General features: G+C 32.1%; 22 protein-coding genes and 1 tRNA gene. 10 read left to right on the top strand and 13 right to left on the bottom strand.

What is annotated here, in order from left to right; genetic code table 11:
* Positions 1-45: 45 nt before the first annotated feature.
* From CLU81_RS13985 to CLU81_RS13970, 4 genes are all read left to right on the top strand, one after another.
* Positions 46-582 carry a cysteine hydrolase family protein gene (locus CLU81_RS13985; RefSeq protein WP_099710372.1) on the top strand — a complete coding sequence of 179 codons (537 nt, stop codon included), beginning with the start codon at positions 46-48 and terminating at the stop codon, positions 580-582.
* Positions 583-599: 17 nt separating this feature from the next.
* A complete protein-coding gene (locus tag CLU81_RS13980) occupies positions 600-1,427 on the top strand; it encodes a helix-turn-helix domain-containing protein (protein ID WP_099710371.1) in 828 nt (275 codons plus the stop codon).
* Between the two features lie 69 nt (positions 1,428-1,496).
* Positions 1,497-2,456 carry a nitrilase family protein gene (locus CLU81_RS13975; protein ID WP_099710370.1) on the top strand — a complete coding sequence of 320 codons (960 nt, stop codon included), beginning with the start codon at positions 1,497-1,499 and terminating at the stop codon, positions 2,454-2,456.
* Positions 2,457-2,537: 81 nt separating this feature from the next.
* Positions 2,538-3,044 carry an N-acetyltransferase gene (locus CLU81_RS13970; protein WP_099710369.1) on the top strand — a complete coding sequence of 169 codons (507 nt, stop codon included), beginning with the start codon at positions 2,538-2,540 and terminating at the stop codon, positions 3,042-3,044.
* An 80-nt stretch (positions 3,045-3,124) separates the two neighbouring features.
* On the opposite strand, the gene CLU81_RS13965 is transcribed toward CLU81_RS13970, so the two are convergent.
* Entirely contained in the window at positions 3,125-3,301 is a 177-nt protein-coding gene (locus CLU81_RS13965; protein ID WP_039113725.1) for a MarR family transcriptional regulator, read from the bottom strand.
* A gap of 479 nt (positions 3,302-3,780) precedes the next feature.
* Here CLU81_RS13965 and CLU81_RS13960 point away from each other — a divergent pair, with 479 nt between their 5' ends.
* Positions 3,781-5,391, top strand: a complete 1,611-nt coding sequence (locus CLU81_RS13960) for an ATP-binding protein (protein ID WP_099710368.1) — start codon at positions 3,781-3,783, stop codon at positions 5,389-5,391.
* Positions 5,392-5,471: 80 nt separating this feature from the next.
* Complete coding sequence (locus CLU81_RS13955; RefSeq protein ID WP_099710367.1) at positions 5,472-5,855, top strand: helix-turn-helix domain-containing protein; 384 nt, start codon at positions 5,472-5,474, stop codon at positions 5,853-5,855.
* Positions 5,856-6,524: 669 nt separating this feature from the next.
* On the opposite strand, the gene CLU81_RS13945 is transcribed toward CLU81_RS13955, so the two are convergent.
* The 5 genes from CLU81_RS13945 to CLU81_RS13925 form a co-directional block, all read right to left on the bottom strand.
* On the bottom strand, positions 6,525-6,941 hold the full coding sequence (locus tag CLU81_RS13945) for a hypothetical protein (RefSeq protein ID WP_099710365.1): 417 nt from the start codon (positions 6,939-6,941) through the stop codon (positions 6,525-6,527).
* A 229-nt stretch (positions 6,942-7,170) separates the two neighbouring features.
* Entirely contained in the window at positions 7,171-8,100 is a 930-nt protein-coding gene (locus tag CLU81_RS13940; protein WP_099710364.1) for a hypothetical protein, read from the bottom strand.
* Positions 8,101-8,104: 4 nt separating this feature from the next.
* The gene (locus CLU81_RS13935) at positions 8,105-9,511 is read right to left on the bottom strand and encodes a hypothetical protein (RefSeq protein WP_099710363.1); all 1,407 of its coding nucleotides are present in this window, start codon (positions 9,509-9,511) and stop codon (positions 8,105-8,107) included.
* Positions 9,512-9,728: 217 nt separating this feature from the next.
* Positions 9,729-9,815 (bottom strand) — tRNA-Ser (locus tag CLU81_RS13930).
* Positions 9,816-9,875: 60 nt separating this feature from the next.
* The gene (locus CLU81_RS13925; RefSeq protein WP_099710362.1) at positions 9,876-10,748 is read right to left on the bottom strand and encodes a LysR substrate-binding domain-containing protein; all 873 of its coding nucleotides are present in this window, start codon (positions 10,746-10,748) and stop codon (positions 9,876-9,878) included.
* A gap of 90 nt (positions 10,749-10,838) precedes the next feature.
* Between CLU81_RS13925 and CLU81_RS13920 the strand changes: the two genes are divergently transcribed.
* Positions 10,839-12,071, top strand: coding sequence for an MFS transporter (locus CLU81_RS13920; protein WP_099710361.1), 1,233 nt, complete (start codon positions 10,839-10,841; stop codon positions 12,069-12,071).
* A 401-nt stretch (positions 12,072-12,472) separates the two neighbouring features.
* Here CLU81_RS13920 and CLU81_RS13915 read toward each other — a convergent pair whose 3' ends face one another.
* The 7 genes from CLU81_RS13915 to CLU81_RS13885 form a co-directional block, all read right to left on the bottom strand.
* Positions 12,473-13,504 (bottom strand): asparaginase, encoded by a 1,032-nt coding sequence (locus tag CLU81_RS13915; protein WP_099710360.1) that lies wholly within the window; start codon positions 13,502-13,504, stop codon positions 12,473-12,475.
* A complete protein-coding gene (locus tag CLU81_RS13910; RefSeq protein ID WP_099710359.1) occupies positions 13,494-14,630 on the bottom strand; it encodes a 1-acyl-sn-glycerol-3-phosphate acyltransferase in 1,137 nt (378 codons plus the stop codon). Before CLU81_RS13910 ends, CLU81_RS13915 begins: the two co-directional genes overlap by 11 nt.
* Positions 14,631-14,694: 64 nt before the next feature.
* Positions 14,695-15,474, bottom strand: a complete 780-nt coding sequence (locus CLU81_RS13905; protein ID WP_099710358.1) for a TatD family hydrolase — start codon at positions 15,472-15,474, stop codon at positions 14,695-14,697.
* 362 nt (positions 15,475-15,836) lie between these two features.
* Positions 15,837-17,483, bottom strand: coding sequence for a S41 family peptidase (locus CLU81_RS13900; protein WP_099710357.1), 1,647 nt, complete (start codon positions 17,481-17,483; stop codon positions 15,837-15,839).
* 142 nt (positions 17,484-17,625) lie between these two features.
* Positions 17,626-19,287, bottom strand: coding sequence for a S41 family peptidase (locus CLU81_RS13895; protein ID WP_099710356.1), 1,662 nt, complete (start codon positions 19,285-19,287; stop codon positions 17,626-17,628).
* A 275-nt stretch (positions 19,288-19,562) separates the two neighbouring features.
* A complete protein-coding gene (locus tag CLU81_RS13890; protein ID WP_099710355.1) occupies positions 19,563-20,288 on the bottom strand; it encodes a tetratricopeptide repeat protein in 726 nt (241 codons plus the stop codon).
* A 2-nt stretch (positions 20,289-20,290) separates the two neighbouring features.
* Positions 20,291-20,875 (bottom strand): RNA polymerase sigma factor, encoded by a 585-nt coding sequence (locus CLU81_RS13885; RefSeq protein WP_099710354.1) that lies wholly within the window; start codon positions 20,873-20,875, stop codon positions 20,291-20,293.
* 239 nt (positions 20,876-21,114) lie between these two features.
* Between CLU81_RS13885 and CLU81_RS13880 the strand changes: the two genes are divergently transcribed.
* The 3 genes from CLU81_RS13880 (at position 21,115) to CLU81_RS13870 (ending at position 24,758) form a co-directional block, all read left to right on the top strand.
* The gene (locus CLU81_RS13880; protein ID WP_099710353.1) at positions 21,115-21,414 is read left to right on the top strand and encodes a hypothetical protein; all 300 of its coding nucleotides are present in this window, start codon (positions 21,115-21,117) and stop codon (positions 21,412-21,414) included.
* 200 nt (positions 21,415-21,614) lie between these two features.
* Positions 21,615-22,607 carry a hypothetical protein gene (locus CLU81_RS13875; protein WP_099710352.1) on the top strand — a complete coding sequence of 331 codons (993 nt, stop codon included), beginning with the start codon at positions 21,615-21,617 and terminating at the stop codon, positions 22,605-22,607.
* 198 nt (positions 22,608-22,805) lie between these two features.
* A complete protein-coding gene (locus CLU81_RS13870) occupies positions 22,806-24,758 on the top strand; it encodes a PKD domain-containing protein (RefSeq protein WP_099710351.1) in 1,953 nt (650 codons plus the stop codon).
* Positions 24,759-24,776 lie beyond the last annotated feature (18 nt).

Genomic DNA, 24,776 nt, shown 5'->3' with positions numbered 1-24,776 from the left:
AAAAGCTGATTCTTCACGATTCAAACTTCAAAAAGATTAAAAACGATGACATTAACATCTGAAGAATTAATAGTAATTATTGATCCCCAAAAAGACTTTACAGATATTGATGGAAATTATGCAAAAAACCATCCAATTCATCAAATCAAAGAAGTCAAGGCAAAACTAAATCAATTAACGAAGCAATTTGCTAAAGATAGATTTGTAATTATTTTTTCAAATTATCAGGAAAATCAATTCGGAGAAGGAATTTCGATGTGTATCGAAGGCACAAAAGGCCATGAAATTGATTTTGATGATTCGTTCAAATTAATTTCGAAAACAAAACACAGTAGTTTTTCATCAGAAGAATTTAAAATTTACCTGAAAAACAATCAAATTCGTAAAGTTATATTATGTGGCTTTCTGGCAGAATATTGCATAAAACAAACCGCAATTGATGCGCTAGAAAACGGTTATCAAGTGGCACTTTTGCAAGAATACATCGCTACCGGAGATGACGTTCAATTTAGAAAACAAGAAATGTTATCTGATTTGGAAAAGAAAGGCGCCACAATTATTACAGACAAGTTCGGTTTTTAATAATCAACAACTAAACAATGCAAGTTTTACCTTCAAAAGAACTATCGCCTTATATTAAACATTATCTTTTTTTGGATAATCAGGAAACTGCTATTCAAAAACTTCGATTGTTTTCTGATGGTAATAGTGGCGTTGTATTTTCTTTTAAAAGTAAACTTATCGCTGATATCACTAATAATCAAGTAAAAAATTATCTGCCAGATTCTTTTTTATACGGACAACTTAATGGCTTCAAAGACATTTATTCTCACGATGAAATCACTTTAATAATTGTTGTTTTTCAGCCTAGCGGAATTCATCAATTGTTAGGAATTCCTGCCAATGAATTTCTGGATTCTATTATTTCTATTGATGATGTTTTTGGAGAAAACGGACTGATTCTTCAAGAAAAACTATCGGAACAAAACAAGAATCAAACAAGAATTGAACTTTTAAATCATTTTTTCAGCAATCTTATCTCTAAAAAATTAGAATCAAACCAACTGATTGTAAACAGTTCTCTCGATTTTATAATTTCAAACAAAGGGCATTTTTCCGTAGCGCAATTGGTTAAATATACCGGTTATACCGAAAGGCATCTTGAACGAAAATTTAAAGAATCAATCGGGTTAAACCCGAAGAAATTTGGTAACGTTGTAAGGCTACATCATTTTTTAAAACTACTAAAAGACAAACCTGCAGATACAAATCTTACTACTATTTGTTATGATGCAGGATTTTCGGATCAATCGCATTTGATAAAAGATTTCAGAAAACATACCGGAATATCTCCAAAAGAATACTTGCATTGCAGCGGGAAATTAACCAATAATCTTATTCGAACCTTCCCGATTGGTTCTCTTTAAAATGTCGGTTTTGTACAATTTATAGCATTTCATTGATACTACTTTTGACTCAAAATAATAGTATCAAAAATGGAAAATCTAAAAATAGCTACCGCACAGTTTGAAAACAAAAGCGGCGACAAAAACTATAATTTATCTGTAATCGAAAAGCTTTCGCAAAAAGCAGCCAATGAAGGTTGCGATGTGATCTCATTTCATGAATGTTCGATTACGGGATATACATTTGCAAGGCATTTATCGAAAGAACAAATGCTGGACTTGGCAGAAGTTATTCCGAGTGGAGAAAGCATCTTAAAACTAACCGAAATTGCCAAAAAAAATGACATTGTAATTCTTGCCGGACTTTTTGAAAAGGATGAAAATGACAATCTTTTTAAAGCCTACGTTTGTGTTGACAAAAATGGTTTGGTCGCAAAATACAGAAAACTTCATCCATTTATAAATCCATATTTAACGCCTGGAGATCGTTATTGCATCTTTGAAATTAAAGGTTGGAAATGCGGAATTCTAATTTGTTACGACAATAATATTATCGAAAATGTTCGCGCAACAAAACTTTTGGGAGCGGACATTATTTTCATGCCACACGTAACAATGTGCACGCCTTCGACCCGACCTGGCGCTGGTTTTGTTGCACCTCAGCTTTGGGAAAATCGTGAAGCCGATCCAACTTCCTTAAGACTGGAATTTGACGGCATGAAAGGTCGCGATTGGTTGATGAAATGGTTGCCTGCAAGAGCTTATGACAATGCTATTTATGCCGTTTTCTCAAACCCAATTGGTATGGATGACGATCAACTGAAAAATGGTTGTTCGATGATTGTTGATCCTTTTGGAGATATTTTGGCAGAATGTAGAACTTTTGATGACTCTTTTGCAACAGCAATAATTACTCCTGAAAAATGTATTCAGGCCGGAGGAAATCGCTACATAAAAGCTAGAAGGCCAGATTTATATCGTGATATTATTGGACAAAATCACGAATCAGAACAAAATGTAGTTTGGTTAAATTCTGATAAAAAAAGTTAAAACTAATATAATTCATCCAACTTTGAGAATCTGAAAATTTATCTTTACAGGATTGATTAATCTACAGAATACAACCCAATAATGGAATTTTTTAAAACTACAAATGAAGATATCGATGCTGTTTTTGATATCTATAATGAAGCGACATCATACCAAAAAACTGTCAATAATAAAAGCTGGAGAGGTTTTGAAAGATCTCTAATCGAAAACGAAATTGCCGAAAATCGCCATTTTGTAATCAAAGAAAGAGATGAAGTTGCTTGTACATTTGTACTAACTTTTAATGATTTAATTATCTGGAAAGAAGCTGCTCAGGATCCTGCGGTTTATCTTCATCGTATTGCGACAAATCCAAAATTCAGAGGACAATCGTATGTAAAAAAAATCATTGAATGGGTTAAAACATACGCCAAAGAAAATAACAAAGAATACATTCGACTTGACACGCATAGCGGAAACGAGAGAATAAATAAATACTACACAAGTTGCGGTTTCGAATACAAAGGAATCAGCACGATCGAATGGACAAGCGAATTACCGGAACATTACAAAGAAGGTTCTTTTAGTTTGTTTGAGATTAAACTTTAAGAAAACTCTAAAAAACAAAACCCCTTGTGAATAAATTTTACAAGGAGTTTTGTTTGAATCAAAAATTGACTCTTTCAAACTTATTTTGCTTCCCAAAAACAGCGTTTAGGAGAAACTATTAAACCTTCGTCCTTCAACTTTTTCATTGCTTTATCTACTTCTTTGCGCTCTAATTTAGTTAACTCAACTACTTTACCAGCATTTACAGGCTGTTCAGCTTTTTTTATAGCATCTAATACTTGATTTTTGATTTCCATAATTTTTTATGTTTTGATAAAACACAAAAATAGTAAATATTTTCTTATAAAAATTGAAGCGTTATTTTTAGAGATTTAGAAATAAAATTTCTCATGATTTTGATTGACGTTTTTTGATTGATGATTGTTTGCTGAATCTTTTTACTTTTTGGCCATTTTGTAAATTAGACAATTCAAGCGTTTTAAATCAAGACGATAGCAAACTAAAAATGATACATTGTTTTGAAAATAATTTCAGACACTAAATCAAAGAAAATCATATAATATCAATAAAAACACCTTCTAATAACCTGTTTTTATTCCATATAATTTTTAATAAAATCACTACATTACTTTTAAAAAATAAGAAAAAACTTAAATTTCATAAATTTAAATTTTGAGCATTAACGCTCTTTAATAAATTATAAATTGACTTATTAAGTTTAAAAGCAAGCGATTAAATTCAGTTAGGTTATATTTGGGTAAATGCCCTAGGAATCATGAGCAAAAAAAAGATTATTCTGCCTGAAAGTACAATCTTTCCAGAACGGACTAAAGTAAATCATAATGATGAATTATTGCTCGTTAATAAAAGACTTGCGCGACAAATAGAGGAACGAAAAAAGCGTGCTTCAGAGCTCGTTATTGCCAATGCCGAACTGGCTTATCAAAACGAAGAAAAAGAAAAACGTGCTGCCGAACTTGTTATTGCCAATACAGAACTGGCTTATCAAAATCAGGAAAAAGAAGATCGTGCCGCCGAACTTGTAATAGCAAATACGGAACTGGCTTATCAAAACAATGAAAAACAAAAACGAGCAGATGAACTAAGCATTGCCAATTCTGAACTTCTTTTTCAAAATAAAGAAAAAGAAAAACGTGCTGCTGAATTAGTTATTGCAAACACAGAACTTGCATTTCAAAATCAGGAAAAAGAGGATCGTGCTGCCGAACTTGTTATTGCAAATACTGAACTTGCTTATCAAAATAAAGAGAAAGAAAAACGTGCGGCTGAACTTCTGATAGCTAATACAGAACTTACCTTTCAAAATAAAGAAAAAGAAAAACGTGCCGCTGAATTAGTTATTGCAAACACAGAACTTGCCTATCAAAATCAAGAAAAAGGGGACCGTGCTGCCGAACTTGTTATAGCTAATACAGAACTTGCTTATCAGAATAAAGAAAAAGAAAAACGCGCCGCTGAACTTCTGATAGCAAATACAGAACTTACTTTTCAGAACAATGAAAAAGAAGATCGTGCTGCCGAACTTGTTATTGCTAATACTGAACTTGCTTATCAAAACAAAGAGAAACAAAAACGGGCAGATGAATTAAGTGTTGCCAATTCTGAGCTTCTTTTTCAAAATAAAGAGAAAGAAAAACGTTCTGCTGAATTAATTCTTGCGAATAATGAATTGGAAGCTTTCACCTATATATCCAGTCATCATCTTCAGGAACCTTTGCGGAAAATACAGGTTTTTTCGAACCGAATTTCCACAGATGAAAATCAAAATTTGACTGAGAAAGGAAAGTATTATTTCGAACGAATCGAAGTTGCTGCTTCTCATATGCAAGCGCTTATAAATGATTTATTGACTTATTCCCGTACAAGTGTAACCGAAAAAAAGTTTGAAAAAACTAGTATTAATGATGTCATCAATAAAGTTCTGGAAGATTTAAAAGAAGAGATATTATTAAAAAAGGCAATTATAGAAGTATCCGGAAACGGAAACGCCTTTATAATTCCGTCGCAGTTTCATCAATTGATATGCAATTTGGTAAGTAATTCTCTGAAATTTTCAATAATAGAAAAAGTACCACATATTACTATAAAAATCCTTTATACAAAACCAAAAACAAAGAAAAATAAATCATTGCCAGATTATTGCCACATTATTATAAGCGATAATGGTATTGGATTTGATCCTCAGTTTGAAAGCCGGGTTTTCGAAATGTTCCAACAACTTAATAGTAAAACGGATTATAAAGGAACAGGAATTGGCCTTGCTATCGCCAAAAAAATTGTAGAAAATCATAACGGAATCATTACCGCAGCAGGCAAACTAAATCACGGAGCTAAATTTGATATTTATATTCCGGTGGTATTATAATGAAAACCGTATCTTACAAAAACAAGTCTGTTTTTTACTAAAATCTATTTTTCTCTAAAAATTTTAAATACCTTTGATGTATGAGCACAACAGCAAAACCATATCATATAGGGCGAAAAATAAGCCGTATTCGTGAACTTAAAGACATGAAACAAGAAGCACTTGCACAAGCTTTGGGAACAAATCAGCAAGCAATTTCGGCTATGGAAAACAGCGAAAACATCGACGAAGAAAAACTTAAAGAAGTAGCAAAAGCGCTTGGAGTTTCTGTTGAAGCAATTAAAAACTTTTCAGAAGAAAGCATCATTAATTATTTTAATAATATTTATGATAATGGGGTTTTTAATACCGGTAATTATTGCAATTTTAATCCTTTAGACAAAGTTATTGAACTTTACGAACGTTTAGTACAGGTTGAAAAGGATAAAAATGAATATTTGGAGAAATTGTTGAAAGGGAAATAAAACCTTTTATAAGATATAAATTATCGCAAAAAAAGAGATCTTGATAAAAGACCTCTTTTTTTATATGAACAGATTTCAAATAAAGTATCTATCGATTAGTTTTCCTTATTTAAAGTAAACTTTATAAATTAGTTCTACTCTGTAGATTTTTTACCAAATAAAAAATAGTACCAATTATCAGAATTGGTAAAACAAAATAATGATATTTTACAAAATGATAATTACCATTATCAATAACTAAATAAAAAGCTTCAGTAAGGTAAAGATAACTAAACGATATAAGACAGATTGTTACAAAAACTAAATAATTTCTAGTTCTTTTTTTAAATTTAAAATATAAATTCGGTTGTAAAAAAAACAATAAATACCTTGAATATCTCTCATTAGATTGCTCTACTCTGATTTTTAATTTTTCTATTAAAACTTTTACCAAATAAAAGATCGTACCGATAATAAATATAGGCAAAACAAAATAGAAATAACTTATGAGGTAGTAAGTATCATGCAAGCTAATTGTATAAAAATGTTGATTAAAATAAAAATAGGTAAACAACAAAATGCAGATTGTTACAAAAATAAAATAGTTTCTAATTGGTGTTTTCATTATAAAAGTTTTTTTCTAAAAATCTGAATATTCCCAATCAACCTCATACTTAATAATTTTATTGCTTATTTTTTCCAGAATATAAACTTTAAGATAAGATTGAAAACCTGCTGGCGGATAAACAAGCTTAACATTTTTTCCTTTTCTATTTCTTCTTTCTTCTTTTTAAAAGACTTATACCCTTCATTATTAAGCTGTGTTGGGTTCTCCAGCTTTATTTTTTTTAAAATATCAAGAGAGCAACTATCTTTTTTATTCTTTTTTTTATCAAATTTAAAACGTTCCCCTTTTATCTTAAAATAAATCAAATCCTTGTCTTCCGTTTTTATATTTTCGCTCAAATTAGAATCAAACATTACATATTTTATTGGTTTCAAATACTTATCTCCTCCTTTATAAAAAGTAAAATAATCACTTGTTTTTGTTTGTGCACCTATAGAATTAATTGTTAAAAATACTAACAGACAAATATGTTTTTTCATAATTAGTTAAAGTTTGAAGATCCGTTCTATAAATTAAGCAACTTACTTTTGAGTATTAATTGTAATATATTCAAAATTTCTATTTTACCTAATTGACAACAATATTGCAAATTTCTAATTATGAATAATTTAACAAAAAAAAAATAGTATTCTTTATTTTGTAGAAATGTCTTCTATTTTTATCATGAATTTTAGAGGTTTGTATGAGCTTCAATATAGCTTTCAATTATTATTTCCAGTCAATTTCTAATGCTATTTTTTTCATTTTATCATATATAGCATTCAGTCCATAAGTTCCTTGATAACCGTAATCTTTTATTTTTTTAATGCTTCCATCTTTAAATTTTATCTCAAGCCAAACCGTAGGAAAATCATAACCATCTAATGTATATTCGTTTGGTAAATCTTTGACATTAATATATTCAAGCATTTTTTCTAACTCATTAAAATAAGCTACGTCAATTTTTTTTCTTGATTCTCCTTTGTAAAAATTCCCTTTTAAATTTGATGCATTAAAAGTATTCAAACAATTATAATACGCATTTTGGTTGTTATAAACCTCAATTTCAAAATTGTTATCCAAAATAAATTTTATGCTTTCAATATCATAATTAACAACTTTCTTATTTATTTCTATAAAAGCATTAAATTTATAAGTAAGCGTATCTAAATAATGAATTGTTTCTCTTTTAGAAATACTTTCATCATCTGTTTTATAATTGTTTACTAATAACTCATTTTTATGGTTTACAACAATAGGTTTTACAATTTTACAAGCGTATTCTAAGTTCTCGGCGAGATTAAACAAATTATACTTACCAGATTCAACCTCTACTATAGCATATTGAGAATAAGTACTATACCAATAACCTGTAAAAAGTAAATCAGTTTTTCCATCGTTATTAAGGTCTATTTTCTGCCAATTTTGAATATTCCAACTTTTATAGAGATCACAATTATTTAATGCCTTAATAATTGACTCCGTGGGCTTTATTTGTAATTCTCCAAAATTTTCTTTTGCAAAATCAGGATTTATGGATTTTACAAATTTAACGACATCTTCAGTTGTCTTCAAATTATCTATTTTATTTGTATTCTTAGCAGAAACGCAACTAACAAAACAAATTATAAATAAATATAAAACAATACTTTTTTTCATACTTCTAAATTTTACAAGGTTTTCCAATTGCAGTTTGATTTCCAGACGTTCCACCATTCGATTCAGCAGCATATCGAGCTTCTATTCTTTTATAATCTTCACTGCCAACAGCAAAAGTTTCATTATAGATTGGAGTTCCTCGTAAACCTCCCCACGCTAAATCTGTATAGATTTGACTTGGGGTTTTTCCAGCAATAACAGGAATTCCAGTCTGAAACTCTTGTAATGCTGCTCCTATAGCTTTCACGTAAGTTTCTGCCATTTCTTTATGATGCAAATTTGGTAATTCATTTGGTTTTGGAGGATATTTTCGATCACAATAAGCTTGAAAAAGTGTTGGAGTATCTGCAAAAACAACTGGATTACTTGTCGAATTATAATCATCTATTAAACTCATAAAATAAGCATGAGTAAACTCATGCAGAATATTTGATGCTCTAAATAAAGTAGTCGCAGATGTATAATTTGAGCTTATACGTACTGTATAATTATATTTAATCTGAGGATTTGTCCTCACTGTTTGTGCAGGTTTACCATCGGTTGGTAATTCTGTTTTTACTGTAACAATAATTGTATTAGTAGCTCCTAATTTACTTAAAATATTGGCGATATCACAATTAGTTGCATTTTTTAGTGCCTCTAGAACTTCTTTTGAACACCCCGCCAAATTATCAGAATTAATATTTTTTTCAATTTTCTGAGCTATTGTCTGATCTGTATTTTCTGAGCTAGATGAGCCAGTTCCACCTCCATAACCAGGCGCTGGTAAATACTGAGGTTCACTTCCACCGCTAGCATAACAACCTACTTCGTAAAGTGGTTCAAAATGTCCATCTTCATACCAATAGCCATAATAAACACATTGTATTTCATTTTCAGAATATCTTGCAGTCAACGAAGGTTCTAACTTTTTTCCTTTTTTAAACTCAATTTTAGTTCCAGCATTAGTAGCTAATTCTTGTACAAAAATCTTACCGTAAAAAGTATCTTTAATATTGTAATAATTGTAATTTTTATCCTGAATTTTATAATTTTCATCATTCGTTAAAATCTGAATATAAAAAAGTTTAAAACCATTTTGTTCATCTTTTATAAACATTAAACGATGATGGTCATTATATTGGTCAGCTTCTTTAGTTGTAGCACTTAAATTGCTACTAAGATTAAATGGTACTTCTATTATTTGTCCATCTTCACCTTCCGAAATAATTGCATTTTGCCATTGCAAACTTTCTATATAATTTAAAACCGTTGTATTATAATCTTTTTGATGATTATCAAACCAAATTTTAGCCTCAGAAGAAGACTGAGCAACATTTTTTTGTCCGATTTCTTCAGTCGCACAATTTGTTATTAATAACACAAAACTTAACAACAGTAAGCTTTTAAACATTTTTGTAATCCTTCTCATAGTTAGTTAGCTATTTTCTTATAGCTAAAGTAAAAATTATTAACTATAAGCAAAGAAAAAACTTATAAAAATAGATTTTAAAAAAAAGATACTTCGAGATTCTTCATAAATCTCGAAGTATTTACTAGTTTTTAAATCACATTTTATATTCTTTCACATCCTATAAAAATGTAAATAAAAAACCGCAATCTCATAAATTATGAAATTGCGGTTTTAGCAGAGAGGAAGGGATTCGAACCCTCGATACAGTTACCCATATACTAGCTTTCCAGGCTAGCTCCTTAAACCACTCGGACACCTCTCTAAATTGGTTTGCAAATAACAAAAAAAAAATTGAGTTAGAAAAACAAAATCAGACATTACTTTACATACTTTTCTTAAATTCTTCCATAAATAGTTTTACTGCCTTTTTTTGATACGCTCCTTCTATGGTTAACATGAATGAATCTCTTTGTGTAGGAACTCCTGTAATGGCAATTGCTTTTAGATTATCCCAGTCTTTCAGGGCTTTTTCTGCTACAATTGTTGCCCAATCGCTGTCTTGTACCATTTGCAATAAAGCATGAATCGAGTTTAATTCAATCGAAATTTTAGGTTTCATTTTGTTTTTTGTGAACAACTCTTCTACAAATTCTCTCGAATTCGAACCTTTACCCGGAAGAACCAGCGGTATTCCTTCTATTTTCTTAAAAGCAATTTTGTCTAAAACTGCCAAAGAATGTGTTTTTGAAACTACCATAACCATATTTGAAGTAAACAAAGGTACTTTTTGAAGCGGAAGCCCAATTTCATGCGATGAAATAACCAAAACCAAATCCAGTTCATTGTGAATTAATTTCTGTTCTAATGCCTCGGTTGTACCATATTCCACGACAATTTTTAGCTTTTGATATCTTTTTGCAAATGCATTAATCACGGGTAAAATCAGTAATCCAAAAATATAAGTCACGCCTATTCGCAATTCTCCGCCAATCATTTCATTCAAATCGTCAATGGCCTGTTTCCCGTTTTGTACATTTTCAATCACCTTTTTAGCGTGAATTAAAAAAACAGAACCTGCTTCGGTAAGTTTAACTTTCTTGCCAATCCTGATGAATAAAGGCATTCCGAGTTCTTCTTCGAGTTTTTTTATTTGTTGTGATAATCCGGATTGTGTGACAAAACACAATTCGGCAGCTTTTGTAAAATGAAGAACTTCAGCTGTTTTAATAAAATATTCTAATTGATAAATCTCCATATCGATAAGTTTTAATACTTATTATCAGTAAAATTATTAATTTTTCTAATGAAATCATAATCCCGAACTTTGTAAAAAATATCAGGCATCATGTTTAAAGCGCTAAAATCAAAAAACTTCAAGTTATTCTTTTATGGACAATCAGTTTCTGTAATTGGAACATGGCTTCAAAAAACGGCTGTAAGTTGGATGGTTTATAGCGTGACGGGTTCTGTTTTCTTACTTGGTCTTGCGACCTTTTTAAGCATGATTCCGTCTTTATTTCTTGCACCGCTAGCCGGAAGTATTATTGGACGTTATGACAGACACAAAGCCATGATTTTATTGCAATCTTTGGCGATGTTTCAAGCTGGAGCTTTGGCTTTATTGATTTACTTAAAAATTTACAATATCAATTTTATTTTAGCTTTAAGCCTTTTTCAGGGAATCATAAACTCCTTCGATATGACTTGTCGTCAAACTATGATGATTGATATTGTCGACAATAAAGAAGATTTGCCAAACGCGGTTGCCTTAAACTCTACTTTGAACAATTTTGCCCGAATTGCAGGTCCAGCTCTAGCCGGAATTATTCTGCACAATTATGGTGAAGACATTTGTTTTATTGGAAACTTCTTAAGTTATATTCCAGTTTTGATTTCTTTATTGATGATGAAAATCACTCCGCATATCAAAGCGACTGATAAAATGAAAATGTTAGACGATTTCCTTGAAGGTTTGGATTATGTGAAAAAAGAAACCGAAATGGCGAAAATGCTTTTAATGCTTATGTGTAGCAGTTTATTTGTAATCTCTTTCAATACTTTAATGCCTGTTTTTGCCAAAGATATTTTCAGCGGAAACGCTCAGACTTTTAGCTGGTTCGAAAGTGCTGCCGGAATTGGTTCAATTGTATCGGCTATTTATCTGGCAAATCTTAAAAAAGCTGATAATATGGGTAAAATAATGATCTCTGCGAGTTTATTATTAGGTTTTAGCATCATTATACTTGCTTACTCAAATAGTTTGACTGTCGCGCTTATTTGTATGGCTTTGAGTGGCGTGGGAATGATGGCACAAACCTCATCTATAAACATTTACGTTCAAACGCAAAGTACGGTAAATATGCGTTCCAGAAGTATTAGCTATTATTTAATGGCGTATCAGGGAATGATTCCTGTGGGAAGTTTAATAATTGGGTATGTTTCACACATTATAGGAACACGAGAAACTGTAGCAATTCAGGGAATTATCTGTATTATTTCTGTAATTGTTTATGTGTATTATAAAAACCGTAGTTCTGAAGAAGAAATGGGAACTTGTCCCGTTCGTTATAAAGATTAAGAAAAATAAATTCCATTTTTTTTAATTCCAATTATCTATCTATGATCTTGTCATTTCGAGGAACGAGAAATCCTCGTAAGAAACTCGACAAAGATTGAAACATTAGGAACGGAGCTTCTCGCGAGGATTTCTCGTTCCTCGAAATGACAAAATAGACTATAATATTATTCTAAAAATGATTGCCCTAGCCCCGATAGAAGTGGAAATCCTTTTATGCCGATCCCGAGGCTTTGGGAGGCATAAAAGATTGAAACGAATAGCGGGATTAGCTCCTGAAAAAAAAATTGGTTTTATAATAGAAATCGAAATGACAAACTACTTAAAATTCATTTTTCAACTCAAAGTAAAATGAACTTACATCACTTATATGGTAAAGAAAAAACACTTATATGGTGAAATTTCTACAACGAAATCTCTCCGCGTAAAGCAGTTTCAAAAACGTCTTTAAATTCTTTTTGAGGAATATTATGTCCTAACAAGTACATTAATTTTGTAATTGCGGCTTCTGTAGTAATATCTTTTCCTGAGATAACTCCAAGAGATTTTAAGGCTGTACTGGTTTCGTATTGTCCCATATTTACACTTCCGCCGGAACATTGTGTAACATTGACGATATGTAAACCGGACTGAATTGCTTTTTGAATTAAATTCAAGAACCAATCTTCGGTTGGCGCATTTCCGGAACCGTAAGTTTCTAATACAATTCCTTTTAAATCTTTAATAGCTAAAATTGACGATAAAACAATTTCGCTCATTCCCGGAAACATTTTTATAATAGCAACATGATTGTCCAAGTTTTTATGAACGATCAAATTGGCGTTTTCTTTTATCGGAAGAAATAAATGTCTGTTTAGTTTAAGATGAACTCCAGATTCTACTAATTCAGGATAATTTGGTGCCGTAAAAGCTTTAAAATGTTCAGCATTTACTTTTGAAGTTCGGTTTCCACGATACAATTTATATTCAAAATACAAACAAACTTCGTTGATTACCGGCTTTCCGTTTTCTTGTAATGAAGCGATCTGAATTGCCGTAATCAGATTTTCTTTTGCATCGGTACGCAAATCACCAATTGGCAATTGAGAACCTGTAAATACAACTGGTTTTGACAAATTCTCCAGCATAAAACTCAATGCCGATGCTGAATATGACATTGTATCAGAACCATGAAGAACCACGAATCCATCATAAGCGACGTAATTCTCTTCTATAATTTCAGCAATTTTCGTCCACATTGCAGGATTCATGTTGGATGAATCTATTGGGTTTTCGAAAGAAACTGATTCAATCTCACAATCTAATTGTTTGATTTCAGGAATTTTTTGCAATAATTTACCAAAATTGAACGCTTTGAGTGCGCCAGTTTCAAAATCTTTACTCATACCAATGGTTCCACCGGTATAGATCAGCAATATTTTAGCTTTAGATGACATCTTGGTATTTTAATTTGTTCACAACAGGATTTGCATACATTGCCAGAAATCCTTGTCTTGTAACCGGATTATCACAGCCAATACGCATTTCCAGACGACGCTCAAACAATGATTTCTCATTTTCTTTGTATAAATGAGCAAATCTATCTGTTTCGTTCAAAATGTCGTAAGCGATAAAATTAGTTGGCCATAATTGATAATTCTTCAAAATCGAATCGTCAATAACTTGTGCCAGAGCCTGAATTTGTTTGTTAGAATTGTCATTTTCAGCAACAATCTGATCAATTTCAGTATCCAGAACATCTCCAACAGAAATGTGTATTCTTTTCTTAGTTCCCATGATACCACTTATAATGGTCATGAAATCTTCGTTTTTATCTTTAATGTAAACTTCGTTTTTTGCTTCGGCCATTAATTGTGGCATTTTCAAAACATCTGTAGGATCATATTCGTATGAAATCGAAACTGGAACGATCTTTAATTTCTTGAAATAATCCATCAAATTGGCTTCATCAGAACCCATTCCAATCATTTTTAAAACTCCTGGATTGGTTTCGTCATTTCCGTCTTTTGTACGTCCTTCTCTTTGTGCAATCCAAACCGAACGATTTTCGCGAAGCAATAATTGTCCCATATATTCGGCCAATAATTTAGAGCTTTGCAACATTTCTCTTGGCGTTAAACCTCTTAAAACCAAAAAGTTTCTGTTTAGTTTTGCCAAAGTGCTCAGGAATGCTTTTTTAACCAAATTGTCGCCAATTGCAGATGCTGTCATGACTAAACCATGCTCAAAAAGGCAAACATTCAATAAGGTTGTATCTAGTAAAATATCTCTGTGATTAGAGATAAATAAGTACGATGTATTGGGTTCAAGTTTTTCAAATCCTGAAGTTGTAAGTCCTTCAGAACTTTTCTCTAAAACCTTTTGTATTGTATTATAAATAAAGTTGCACTGAAAATCACGAATCGAATGTGTTTTCTTAAGTTGCTCTTTCCAAACCTCATCTTCTACTTCCGGAAAAGTAAAGTTCATCATGGTTTTCATCATCGGATGATTAACAACATCATGAAGTGCTTCATTTATTTCAGAATCATAAAACGGTCGAATGGCATCAAATTTCTGCATTATTTATATTGGTTTTAAGTGGGCAAAAGAACAAAAAAAAAATTAAACTATTGTAAGGTACATATTAAATCCCAAAAACGTCCTTAGAATTTTGTGTTGTTTTTCCTGCTATTTCTTCTTCAGAAACGTCATATATATCTGCTAATTTGCTAATAACATTTACCAAGTAGCTGCTTTCGTTGCGTTTACCACGATATGGAATTGGTGCTAAATAAGGTGAATCTGTCTCTAAAACGATATGTTTCAAATCGATTTGATTTAAAAACTGATCGATTTTTCCGTTTTTAAAAGTCACAACTCCACCAATTCCCAACTTCATATTGTAAGAAATCGCCTGAAGTGCTTGTTCATATGTTCCGGAAAAACAATGAAAAATTCCAAATAAATCATCTGATTTCTCTTCTTCCAGAACTTCAAAAATCTCATCAAAAGCTTCACGACAATGAATTACAATTGGCAATTTGTATTGTTTTGCTAACTGAATTTGTCTCTTAAAAGCAATTTGTTGTTCTTTTAAGTGGGTTTTATCCCAGTACAAATCAATTCCGATCTCGCCAACGGCATAAAACTTTCTTTTTGCCAGTTCGGTTTCTACATGTTTCAGTTCCTCTTCGTAATTATCTTTCACGTAAGTGGGATGCAAACCCATCATTAAGAACACATAATCAGGATAATTTTGCTCTAAATCATACATAGATTGCGTTGCAGCAGCATCGATTGCAGGAATAAAAAAACGTGTTACTCCGGCATTTATAGCTCTTTGCATCATTTCGTCACGATCCTGATCAAATTCTTCTGAATATAAATGTGTGTGCGTGTCGGTAATTATAGGTGTTGAATTCAATTGTTGTAATTTTTAAAGGCTCAAAATTACGATAATATTAAAAACTTTCCCAATTTGAATGTTATGGCGGTAAATGGGACACAGATTTAACGGATTCACTTTGTGAAAACGCAGATTTAAACTGATTTTTTATTTTGCGTTGTGTTTTTGATTGTGTTGTGTTTTTGTCAAATTGAACATATGCGAAGTCCCGTAACGTGATTCTCTAATACTAAAAAACCTTTGTCAAAGTTTAAAACTTTGACAAAGGTTTGGGCACATGTTTGCGCACGGGTTTTATCCCCCAAAAAAAATCCGTACAAATCTGCGCTTTCACAAAGTGAATACACATCATCCGTGTGCCATTTAACTAAATGCTAATACTAAACTCCTTCTTGAATAAATTGCATAGCACGATCTAAAACCTCGTCTTTTCCTTCTTGAATTCCTTTTATTGTTGGTTTAACTTCGATATCAGGAACAATTCCTATTCTTTGGGTTTCACGTTTATCAGGATAATAAACTCCAATTCCTGTATATCTGGTATGAAATCCTTTAAAATCAAGATCCATTGCATTTCCATCTGCTCCAGCCGTTTGACTTCCTATTATTGTGGTATTTCCTGCCGTTTGAAAACACATAGCGGTCCATTCTGACTGGCTTAAAGAATCTTCGTTAAGCAAAACGATTACTTTTCCTTTATAATTGTCTTTATTTTCAGTACCACAAGTTGATCCTTCTGTCCAAATATATCTTCCCGGATAATTTGGATAAGGATAGGTATAAATTGCAAATGTTTTTTCCTGGGAGTTTAAAAATTTAGCAATATCTTCATACGTTCCATTTGGATAATTTCGCATATCAAAAACAATCGCCTTTGTAGATTTCAAAGCTTGAATCATATCAGGAATATGTCTGGGTTTTATTTCACCCATGTTAACATAGCCAATATTATTATCCAGAAGTTTAAACTTTTCCTTCTTTTTGATGGCTCCTTTTTTAAATTCATTTCTATGAGAATCATGATAATCAGCCCAGAACATTGATTTTGTTTCGTATTTTCCGTCTTTTAAAAACTCAACTGTAACATTTTCAGAATTGCTTTTTAAAATTGGACTGACCACTTTATCTAAAAACTTAGGTTCATTTGAAGCGCAGATTAAATCTCGATTTTCCTGAATTAGTTCTTTTATTGTTTTACCATTTATTTTGGTAATTACATCTCCAATTTTTATGTTACTTGCCTCAGCTAAACTATCGCCTAAAATTTCTGTAACAACCAATTTCTCATCAATAATTTTACCTGTGGCCGGAAAATAATTGAATCGGCGGCTCAAAGATGAAATACTATATATTTGAGTTTCGGTATGGCTGTCATTAATTTTAACCGCTAACTTTTTTATTGCAATATAAAAATCAATTTCACTTTTAGCATCAACAATACTTGGCAAGGCCTGCTCTAAACTCAAATCCCATTTTTGATCCATTACATATTTATACGGAAAATAATATTCTATTAAATTCCAATATGCATAAAGCATTAGCAATCTGGAATCTTTATTAGTATAATCAAGATCAAAATAGTTTTTTACATTTTTCATTGCATCAAAACCAGGTCCGAATTCTTCAGTAGTTTGAAATCTATTGTTTTCTATAAATTTCAATTTTTTAGAAAGTTTCTTAGAAAACAACTTATTATTAAACCAGCTTAAATCGAAGTTTTTATCAAAAAACTCAACATTTTTTGGCGTTGCAATTGGCGCGATTTCTTTTATGGGTCCAAGATCATCGATCCAGTTTTCCAGAACTAATGAAAACTCTTCTTTGGTTTGCGCTTTTTCTATTTTAGGTAATTTTTCTAAAAGCTGCTTATCCCAATTTACTTCTCCATTGGCAACTTTTGGATGGTAATACTTCAGAAAACCCCAAACTTTACAAGTAGCAGCAAATTTTTCATTTTCTGTAATTTTAGCTTGGCCAAAGATGATTTGTGAAAAGATAATTAAAAGAAATAAAATAATTTTTTGCATTCAACAAAAGGATAAAATTATTAATGGTTTTGGTTTGTTCTTGGTATAATATAAAAATCGAAATTAAAACTAAAAATTGAAATTAGATTACGGCTTTACGTAAAAGCAATTTATTGTGGTAAATAGCACACGGATTAAATCTTTAAACTCCAGTTTCAATAAACATTAAAGCGCGATCCAGAACTTCATCTTTTCCTTCCTGAATTCCTTTTATGGTTGGTTTTACTTCGATATCCAGAACGATTCCTATTCTTTGTGTTTCGCGTTTATCCGGATAAAAAACTCCAATTCCTGAAAACTGTGTATTAAATCCCTCAAAATCGAATATTGAAACATTTCCATCTGCGCCAGAAGTTTGGCTTCCAATAATTGTAGCGTGTCCGGAAGTTTGAAAACACATCGCAGTCCATTCTGCCTGACTTTGAGTTTTTTCATTCAGCAAAAGAATCACTTTTCCTTTATAATAATCCTTATTATCAAAACCAATTGAAGCTCCGCTACTCCATGTACATCTTCCCGGATAGCTTAAATCAGGAAGTGTATAAATGGCAAATTTCTTTTCTTGCGAGTTTAAAAAATTCCCTATTGGCTCAAAAGTCCCTTTCGGATAATTTCTCATATCAAAAACAATCGCTTTCGTATTTTTTAATGCTTCAATCATATCAGGAATGTTTTTAATGGCAATAATTCCCATATCAACATAACCAACATTATTATCCAAGATCTTAAATTTTTCCTTCTTTTTTCTGGCTCCTTTTTTAAATTCGTTTCTGTGAGAATCATGATAATCATACCAAGTCATTGCTTTTGTAACATACTTGTCATTTTCAAAAAACTCTACTTTTACTAAATCTGCAGTATAGCTTCTTAAAATTTTCTCCACCAGTTTATCTAAATATTTAGGTTCGTTTGAGGCACAAATCAAATCTCTGTTCTCTGCGATAATCTCTCTTATTGTTTTATCATTTATTTTAGTAATTATAGTCCCCGCTTTTATATTATCAGCCTGAGCAAGACTATCGGCTAGAATTTCTGTAATTACCAGTTTCTCATCAATTATCTTTCCCTTTGCGGGAAAATAATTTCTTATTTTTGGAGTTGTCGCAGACGAATAGGTATAAAACTCTGTATGACTGTCATCAATTCTTGACACCAGTTTTCTCATTGCCAGATAAAAATCATCTTGATTATCTGCTTTAATTACAAGCGGTAAGATTTTTTCTAAAGTGATATCCCATTTCTGATCCATTAAATATTTATCCGGAAAAAAATATTCTACCAGATTCCAATACATAAATATCATTCGAAGTTTTGAATCCTTATTCTTAAAGTCAGGATGCGCAAAACTTTCATTTTGCAAGCCAATATTCCCAGCACCTTCTGCGGCATAAACATAAAATTGCTCGCCTTGAAATCTATTCTTTTCTATAAATTTCAATTTCTTAGAAAGTTTCTTAGAAAACAACTTATCATTAAACCAACTTAAATCGAAATTTTTATCAAAATATTCAACATCTTTTGGTACCACAATTGGTGCTATTTCTTTTATTGGTCCAAGATCATCAATCCATTTTTCGAGAATTAATGAAAATTCTTTTTGGGTTTGTACTTTTTCAATTTTAGGCAAAACATCAAGAAGCTGTTTATCCCAATTCAAATCGCCTTTTGCTACTTTTGGATGGTAATATTTTAAGAATCCCCAAACTTTGCAAGTTGCCACAAGTTTTTCGGTTTCTGTAATTTTGGCTTGACCAAAAGTAATTTGAGTAAGAACTAAAAGAAAAAAGAGGGTTATTTTTTTCATTCAATAAAAGTTAGAATTGTAGGTTGATTTTGATTAGTTTTTATAAAATTAAAATCGAATTTAGAACTAAAAATCTAAATTTGATTACGGTTTTACGTAAAAGCAATTTGTTGCGGTTAATGGCACGCGGATGACGCGGATTCACTTCGTGAAAACGCGGATTTAAACTGATTTTTTATTTTGTGTTCCTGTTTGTTATCAAACGATAAACCCGACAGGTTTTAAAAACCTGTCGGGTTTGAATATGTATAAAAGTCTTTGTTTCTTATAAAATCTTAATCTAAGTCTTCCAGAAGATTCTGAACGTCGTCGTAATTTTCATAATCCTCAGAGATTGTCTGCAAGATTTCTTTGCAGCCTTTGTAGTCTTTTTGTTTTAATTTGGATAAAGCCAGATTCCATTTTGCTTTTTCTTTATAGACAGAAGTTCCGGCTATTAATTCGTTAAAAACTAATTCAGCTTGTTTATAATGACTTTCTTCTAATAAAGAAACGCCATAAAAATATTGAATTTCAGGTGTTTTGTTTTCTTTTAAAATAGTTTCAAAAAGCGGAATTGCTTCTGAATATTTTCTTTCGTTAAAAGCTGTTTCGGCTTGTTTCAAAGTTTCTTTTGCTTCTCCTCTTTCTGTAAATGAAGCTTGTTCAGGATGATTATAATCTTCAAAAGCCGGATTCTGGTTGTAATTAAAAAAGAACAATCCAAATAGAATCACCACAGAAGCTGCGGCCGCAAAATACCAGGCATTTAATCCTATAACTTTTGGTTTACTGGTATTGAAATGTTTGTCTGAAATCGTTTTTAAATTTGCTTTAAACGCTTCTCTTTCTTCTTCATGTTCGAATTTATTTTCTAATTGAGTATGAAGATTTTTAAAAATCTCAAATTCCGAAGCCATTCCGGGATCTTGAGACAATTGATTTTCAAACTTATTTCTTTCATCAATCGTCAGTTCGCCTTGAAGATATTGATCGAATAATATGTAGCGCTCTTCGTTCATGACTAATTATTTTTTAGAGATTTAAATTTTTTGGCTTCCTGAATCCACTGAGTTAATTGACCAACGCACAACGATTTTTTCTTGCGGACATATCCATAAGTTACGTTTAGTTTCTCGGCAACTTCTTCCATTGATTTTATGGTAAAACTTAACTTCAACAATTCCTGACACTTATCACCCAGTTTCTGGAACATGGTGTCAAAAAGCTGTTGTTTTTCGTCAAATTCTTCCGTTTGCCCAATTAATTCCAGTGCAGATTCATTCATAGATACTGCATCTTCATTAATTGTTACCCCTTTATTCGAAGTTTTTTTGAGTTCGTTAAGCCATTTTCTTTTACACAATAAAAAAAAGTAAGCATCAAACGGACAAGTCAATTGAAGTGTATTGGCTTTGGCCTGATTAAAAAGTAAAATCATGACTTCCTGAACCACATCCTGCGCATGTTCTTTATCGCCGGAATTATTCATAATGAACATAACGACCTTAGGAACGAACTTTTTGTAAATCGTCTGAATGATTGCCGAGTCATTTGCAGCAAGTCCTTCAATATACATTTGATCAGGATGAATTTTATTTTGACTCATAAAAAAACTTTTTGTTAGCTAATTTAAGAAAAAGAATCTGAAATAAATTTCATTCAAAAGGGTAACAATTATAAAGTCAAGTTGATATAACGTAACAATATGCTTTTGCCAGATTATTTGTTGGAAGAAAACAGCACACTGATCAGACCGATCAAACGGATTTTTACAGATTATCTAATTTAAAATTCTTGCTCATTCGTGCAATTTGTGGCAAAAAATCAATTCAAAAATTAAGAAAAATGGAAACGTATCAATTTACAAACGAAAAGACTTTAGATCAGTTTAACGAAATGATTGCTGCCAAAAAACGAAATGGTTTTGTAATTATCGAACACAACGAAAAATTACCGTATGTGGTTTTATCCAAAGAAAAAAAGAACATTAACCATTCGCTTCATCTCTTTCTTACCTGTATCTCTTTTGGACTTTGGGCAATTGTTTGGTTGTATTTGATTGTTACGCTTTCGCAGAAGAAAAACATTCTCGTTGCCGTAGACGAAGACGGAAACTTGTTTGAAGACAAATGCCTTTCCCAATAAATTAAAAAAAATAAAAAACAGGGGTAACAATTTTATAAGCGTGTTGATATAGCTGTATAAAAGAACATTAAAAAATATTTTCAAAACAAGGGTAACAATATCAAACCCAAATTGATATAAGAATATAAAATGATAATTAACAACCAAATCTGAAAAACCGCCTGATACTAATCAGGACAGATTTATAAAAACTAGAAATCATGAACACAAATTTCAAAAAATTAGGAGTTTTATTTTTATTAGTAATCACATTTGCGAGTTGTGACAATAGCGATGGCGATAACAACAATCTTATTTTGCCTCCAACCGGAGCTGCTTTTAAAAGCATTAACGAAAAAGGAATTAAGAAAAACACGCAAAACTTTACCATTACAGCAGGAACTGGTGTTGTAACCATAACATCTGCAAAAGGAGTTAAACTAAACATTCCCGGAGATTGTTTGACCAAAAACGGAGTTGCTGTAACCGGAGCAGTTGATATCGAATACATCGAACTTTTTGACAAAGGAAACATGTTAATTACCAACAAACCAACAATGGGAATCATGCCTGACGGAAAGAAAAACTTATTGATTTCTGGCGGAGAATTCTTCATCAAAGCTACACAAGGCGGCGTTGAACTTAAAACTTCTTGCTACATGACAATGGTCGTTCCGGCAGCTTTAACAGATGGTGTCGACAATACAATGACTTTATGGAAAGGCGTAATTGATGACAAAGGAGAATTAGCCTGGAGAGATGCCAATAAGCCAAATGCTGACGGAACTGATGGCGGAAAAGGCGGAGTTCAAGGTGAAGGAACGAATTATTATGTGACTTTTGGAAACTTTGGATGGACAAACGTAGACCGTTTTTATAGCGATCCAAGACCTAAAACAACCATTCTTGCTGATGCTCCTGATGGTTACGACAACAACAATAGCGCGATTTACTTATCATACGATGGCGAAGGAACAAATGCACTTGCTAAACTGGACACTTACACGCCTGCTGGATTATTCAGCGAACACTACGGTCAAATCCCAATTGGTTTAGCTTGTCACGTGATTTTCGTTACCGAAGATAATGGACAATGGCGCTATGCGATCAAAGCTGTAACCGTTGCTGCCAACGATGTTTACACCTTTACTTTAGCCGAAACAACAGTCGGCACAGAAGCTCAACTGGTAGCTGCAATCAATGCTATTCAGTAACTTACAAAATACTTTTAAGAAAAAGTGGTGATTTGCTCATCACTTTTTTTTACATTTAATCCAGTTTTAAAATTTAATTCTGATGATTTTAAGAAGCTAATCCTGCTCCCGAAGCTTCGGGACGTTGCAATCTTTTATGTCTGCCGCGGCGGACACAAAAGGATTTCCACTACTATCAGGGCTAAAAAACCACTAGTTATGAAACCACTATCATCTATCTTCTTTCTTCTATTTTCTATTCTCTCCATAGGACAAACCAAAGTAAAAGACACCATAACCCGAAGAGCCAATATTGGTTTAATCCAAAACGGAAACACCGTTACTTACAAACCGGAAACTCCGCCATTAATACCAATTGCGGGCGCTCCAAAACCAAGTTATTCTTATTTATGGGAACTTGGCGATGGACATTACAGCAAGGAAGCTGAACCGAAACATGTCTACAAAAACAAAGGAACTTATACCACAAGACTTGCCGTAACCAACAATTACGACAACGGAAAACCTCCTGCAACACGACCAAAAAAAGTAGCCATAAACGACATTACCGATACTAATTATAAAGACATTGCTTCAATCGCAGACCAAAACGGATTTGCGATCTTAAAAAACTGCGATCCCATTCCGGATCAGGAAATGGTAGTCGTAGTAGGTTATCAAAATATGGAGAATTATGTCGCAAGCGGAAAACTATATTTATTCTATAATGAGAAACAATTCAAAAGCAATAATTTCGAATTAGTCGATTTCAGAACGTATGCAAACGAACGCGAAGTAAAAGAAAATACCGTTGCTTCGGTTAATGATTTGGAGGATTCTAATCGATATTTGGCTTCAGCCGAAAACACTTTCAAAGCCAAAAAATATAGAAACACAACTACCGAAGAAGATCTTAACGCATCGTTATTAGACGCCAATAAAACCTATCATAATGTTTCGGTTTTAGAATTTGACGATGCAAATCCGGGCGAAACCCGTAATGTATTTTATACTTTTAAAACTACTCCGGAAATGATCAAAGATACAAGCGCCACGGTTACAATGCGCGGAATTTTTGTTCCAAACAGAAGTTATAAAAACCATAAAATAAAAAATCTCGAAATGGAAATCGTAACTTCTCACGATCCTAATAAAATGGGCTCAAACGGAAGTTTTATCAATTACAGATTAGTACGTTTTAAACGTGTAAATTTCAAAACCCGTTTTCAAAACAATGGAGAAGGTCCCGCAAGAATGATCAGACTTGAAACTGATATTCCGGATATGTTTGACAAGAAAACATTTCAGGTCGAAGATATGTATCCCAAATGTCCTATTTGTCCAAAAGGCGAAGAACCAACCGTAAGTTGTCTTGATACAATTATCAAACAAAAACAGATTTTCTTTACCTTTAAAAATATTTATTTACCCGGAAGCGAGCAAAAAAACGTACACGAAAAAGACAGTACAAAAGGTTTTGTCAAATACTCGATGAAGTTCAATGAAGATTTTCATAAAGTAAAAACCCGAAGCCGCACCGCTATTATTTTTGACAAAAACGAACCTATAATTACCAATTATGCCACTACCCGATTCTTACCCGGAATTTCGATTGGTGCAAAAGCGGGTTATAATGTTTATCCAGATCTTGAAAAATCGACGAGTTATTTTGTTGGTGCAACGATTTCGCCATTTAAATCGTATCGTTTTTATTGGCAAGCCGAATGGATAAATGCTTTAAATAAATATGAAAGTGGTACAACCGTAGTCGATCAAACGGTGGTAAATCCAAATGGTGTAAAGCAATTTCAGCGCACGACAACGACAACAGAAAACAAAAATGTAAATTGGGAAGTTCCGGTTTTATTGCGATATAACATTAATACTTATATTGGAATTGGCGCAGGAATTCAGGCGAATTTTAATATTTCATCGGAACAAATTATGAATAAGAAGATTGAAAGTTTCGAAGGTGGAACCGATAAAATTGTAATTGACACAAAAACGGAATCAAACTCCGTAAAAAGTGGATTTGATAATTTAAAAACTGGGCTTTTATTTGATTTAACAGCTGGTTTTGCCCGAATTGGTCCAAGTTTAGGCGCGCGATATGTAATTAACTTCGAACAGAATTTTAACTATTTTCAGTTTTATGGAATCTGGAAGTTTTAGTTTTTTTACCATATTTTT

The organism is Flavobacterium sp. 9 (assembly GCF_002754195.1).
Lineage (GTDB): Bacteria > Bacteroidota > Bacteroidia > Flavobacteriales > Flavobacteriaceae > Flavobacterium.
Note: the sequence above shows the minus strand (reverse complement) of the source record. Positions and strands in the feature narration are given on the sequence as shown.

Excerpts from the sequence above, each read along its gene's own strand:
- CLU81_RS13985 (WP_099710372.1), top strand. The coding sequence starts at position 46 with ATGACATTAACATCTGAAGAATTAATAGTAATTATTGATCCCCAAAAA.
- CLU81_RS13980 (WP_099710371.1), top strand. The coding sequence starts at position 600 with ATGCAAGTTTTACCTTCAAAAGAACTATCGCCTTATATTAAACATTAT.
- CLU81_RS13975 (WP_099710370.1), top strand. The coding sequence starts at position 1,497 with ATGGAAAATCTAAAAATAGCTACCGCACAGTTTGAAAACAAAAGCGGC.
- CLU81_RS13970 (WP_099710369.1), top strand. The coding sequence starts at position 2,538 with ATGGAATTTTTTAAAACTACAAATGAAGATATCGATGCTGTTTTTGAT.
- CLU81_RS13965 (WP_039113725.1), bottom strand. The coding sequence starts at position 3,301 with ATGGAAATCAAAAATCAAGTATTAGATGCTATAAAAAAAGCTGAACAG.
- CLU81_RS13960 (WP_099710368.1), top strand. The coding sequence starts at position 3,781 with ATGAGCAAAAAAAAGATTATTCTGCCTGAAAGTACAATCTTTCCAGAA.
- CLU81_RS13955 (WP_099710367.1), top strand. The coding sequence starts at position 5,472 with ATGAGCACAACAGCAAAACCATATCATATAGGGCGAAAAATAAGCCGT.
- CLU81_RS13945 (WP_099710365.1), bottom strand. The coding sequence starts at position 6,941 with ATGAAAAAACATATTTGTCTGTTAGTATTTTTAACAATTAATTCTATA.
- CLU81_RS13940 (WP_099710364.1), bottom strand. The coding sequence starts at position 8,100 with ATGAAAAAAAGTATTGTTTTATATTTATTTATAATTTGTTTTGTTAGT.
- CLU81_RS13935 (WP_099710363.1), bottom strand. The coding sequence starts at position 9,511 with ATGAGAAGGATTACAAAAATGTTTAAAAGCTTACTGTTGTTAAGTTTT.
- CLU81_RS13925 (WP_099710362.1), bottom strand. The coding sequence starts at position 10,748 with ATGGAGATTTATCAATTAGAATATTTTATTAAAACAGCTGAAGTTCTT.
- CLU81_RS13920 (WP_099710361.1), top strand. The coding sequence starts at position 10,839 with ATGTTTAAAGCGCTAAAATCAAAAAACTTCAAGTTATTCTTTTATGGA.
- CLU81_RS13915 (WP_099710360.1), bottom strand. The coding sequence starts at position 13,504 with ATGTCATCTAAAGCTAAAATATTGCTGATCTATACCGGTGGAACCATT.
- CLU81_RS13910 (WP_099710359.1), bottom strand. The coding sequence starts at position 14,630 with ATGCAGAAATTTGATGCCATTCGACCGTTTTATGATTCTGAAATAAAT.
- CLU81_RS13900 (WP_099710357.1), bottom strand. The coding sequence starts at position 17,483 with ATGCAAAAAATTATTTTATTTCTTTTAATTATCTTTTCACAAATCATC.
- CLU81_RS13895 (WP_099710356.1), bottom strand. The coding sequence starts at position 19,287 with ATGAAAAAAATAACCCTCTTTTTTCTTTTAGTTCTTACTCAAATTACT.
- CLU81_RS13890 (WP_099710355.1), bottom strand. The coding sequence starts at position 20,288 with ATGAACGAAGAGCGCTACATATTATTCGATCAATATCTTCAAGGCGAA.
- CLU81_RS13885 (WP_099710354.1), bottom strand. The coding sequence starts at position 20,875 with ATGAGTCAAAATAAAATTCATCCTGATCAAATGTATATTGAAGGACTT.
- CLU81_RS13880 (WP_099710353.1), top strand. The coding sequence starts at position 21,115 with ATGGAAACGTATCAATTTACAAACGAAAAGACTTTAGATCAGTTTAAC.
- CLU81_RS13875 (WP_099710352.1), top strand. The coding sequence starts at position 21,615 with ATGAACACAAATTTCAAAAAATTAGGAGTTTTATTTTTATTAGTAATC.
- CLU81_RS13870 (WP_099710351.1), top strand. The coding sequence starts at position 22,806 with ATGAAACCACTATCATCTATCTTCTTTCTTCTATTTTCTATTCTCTCC.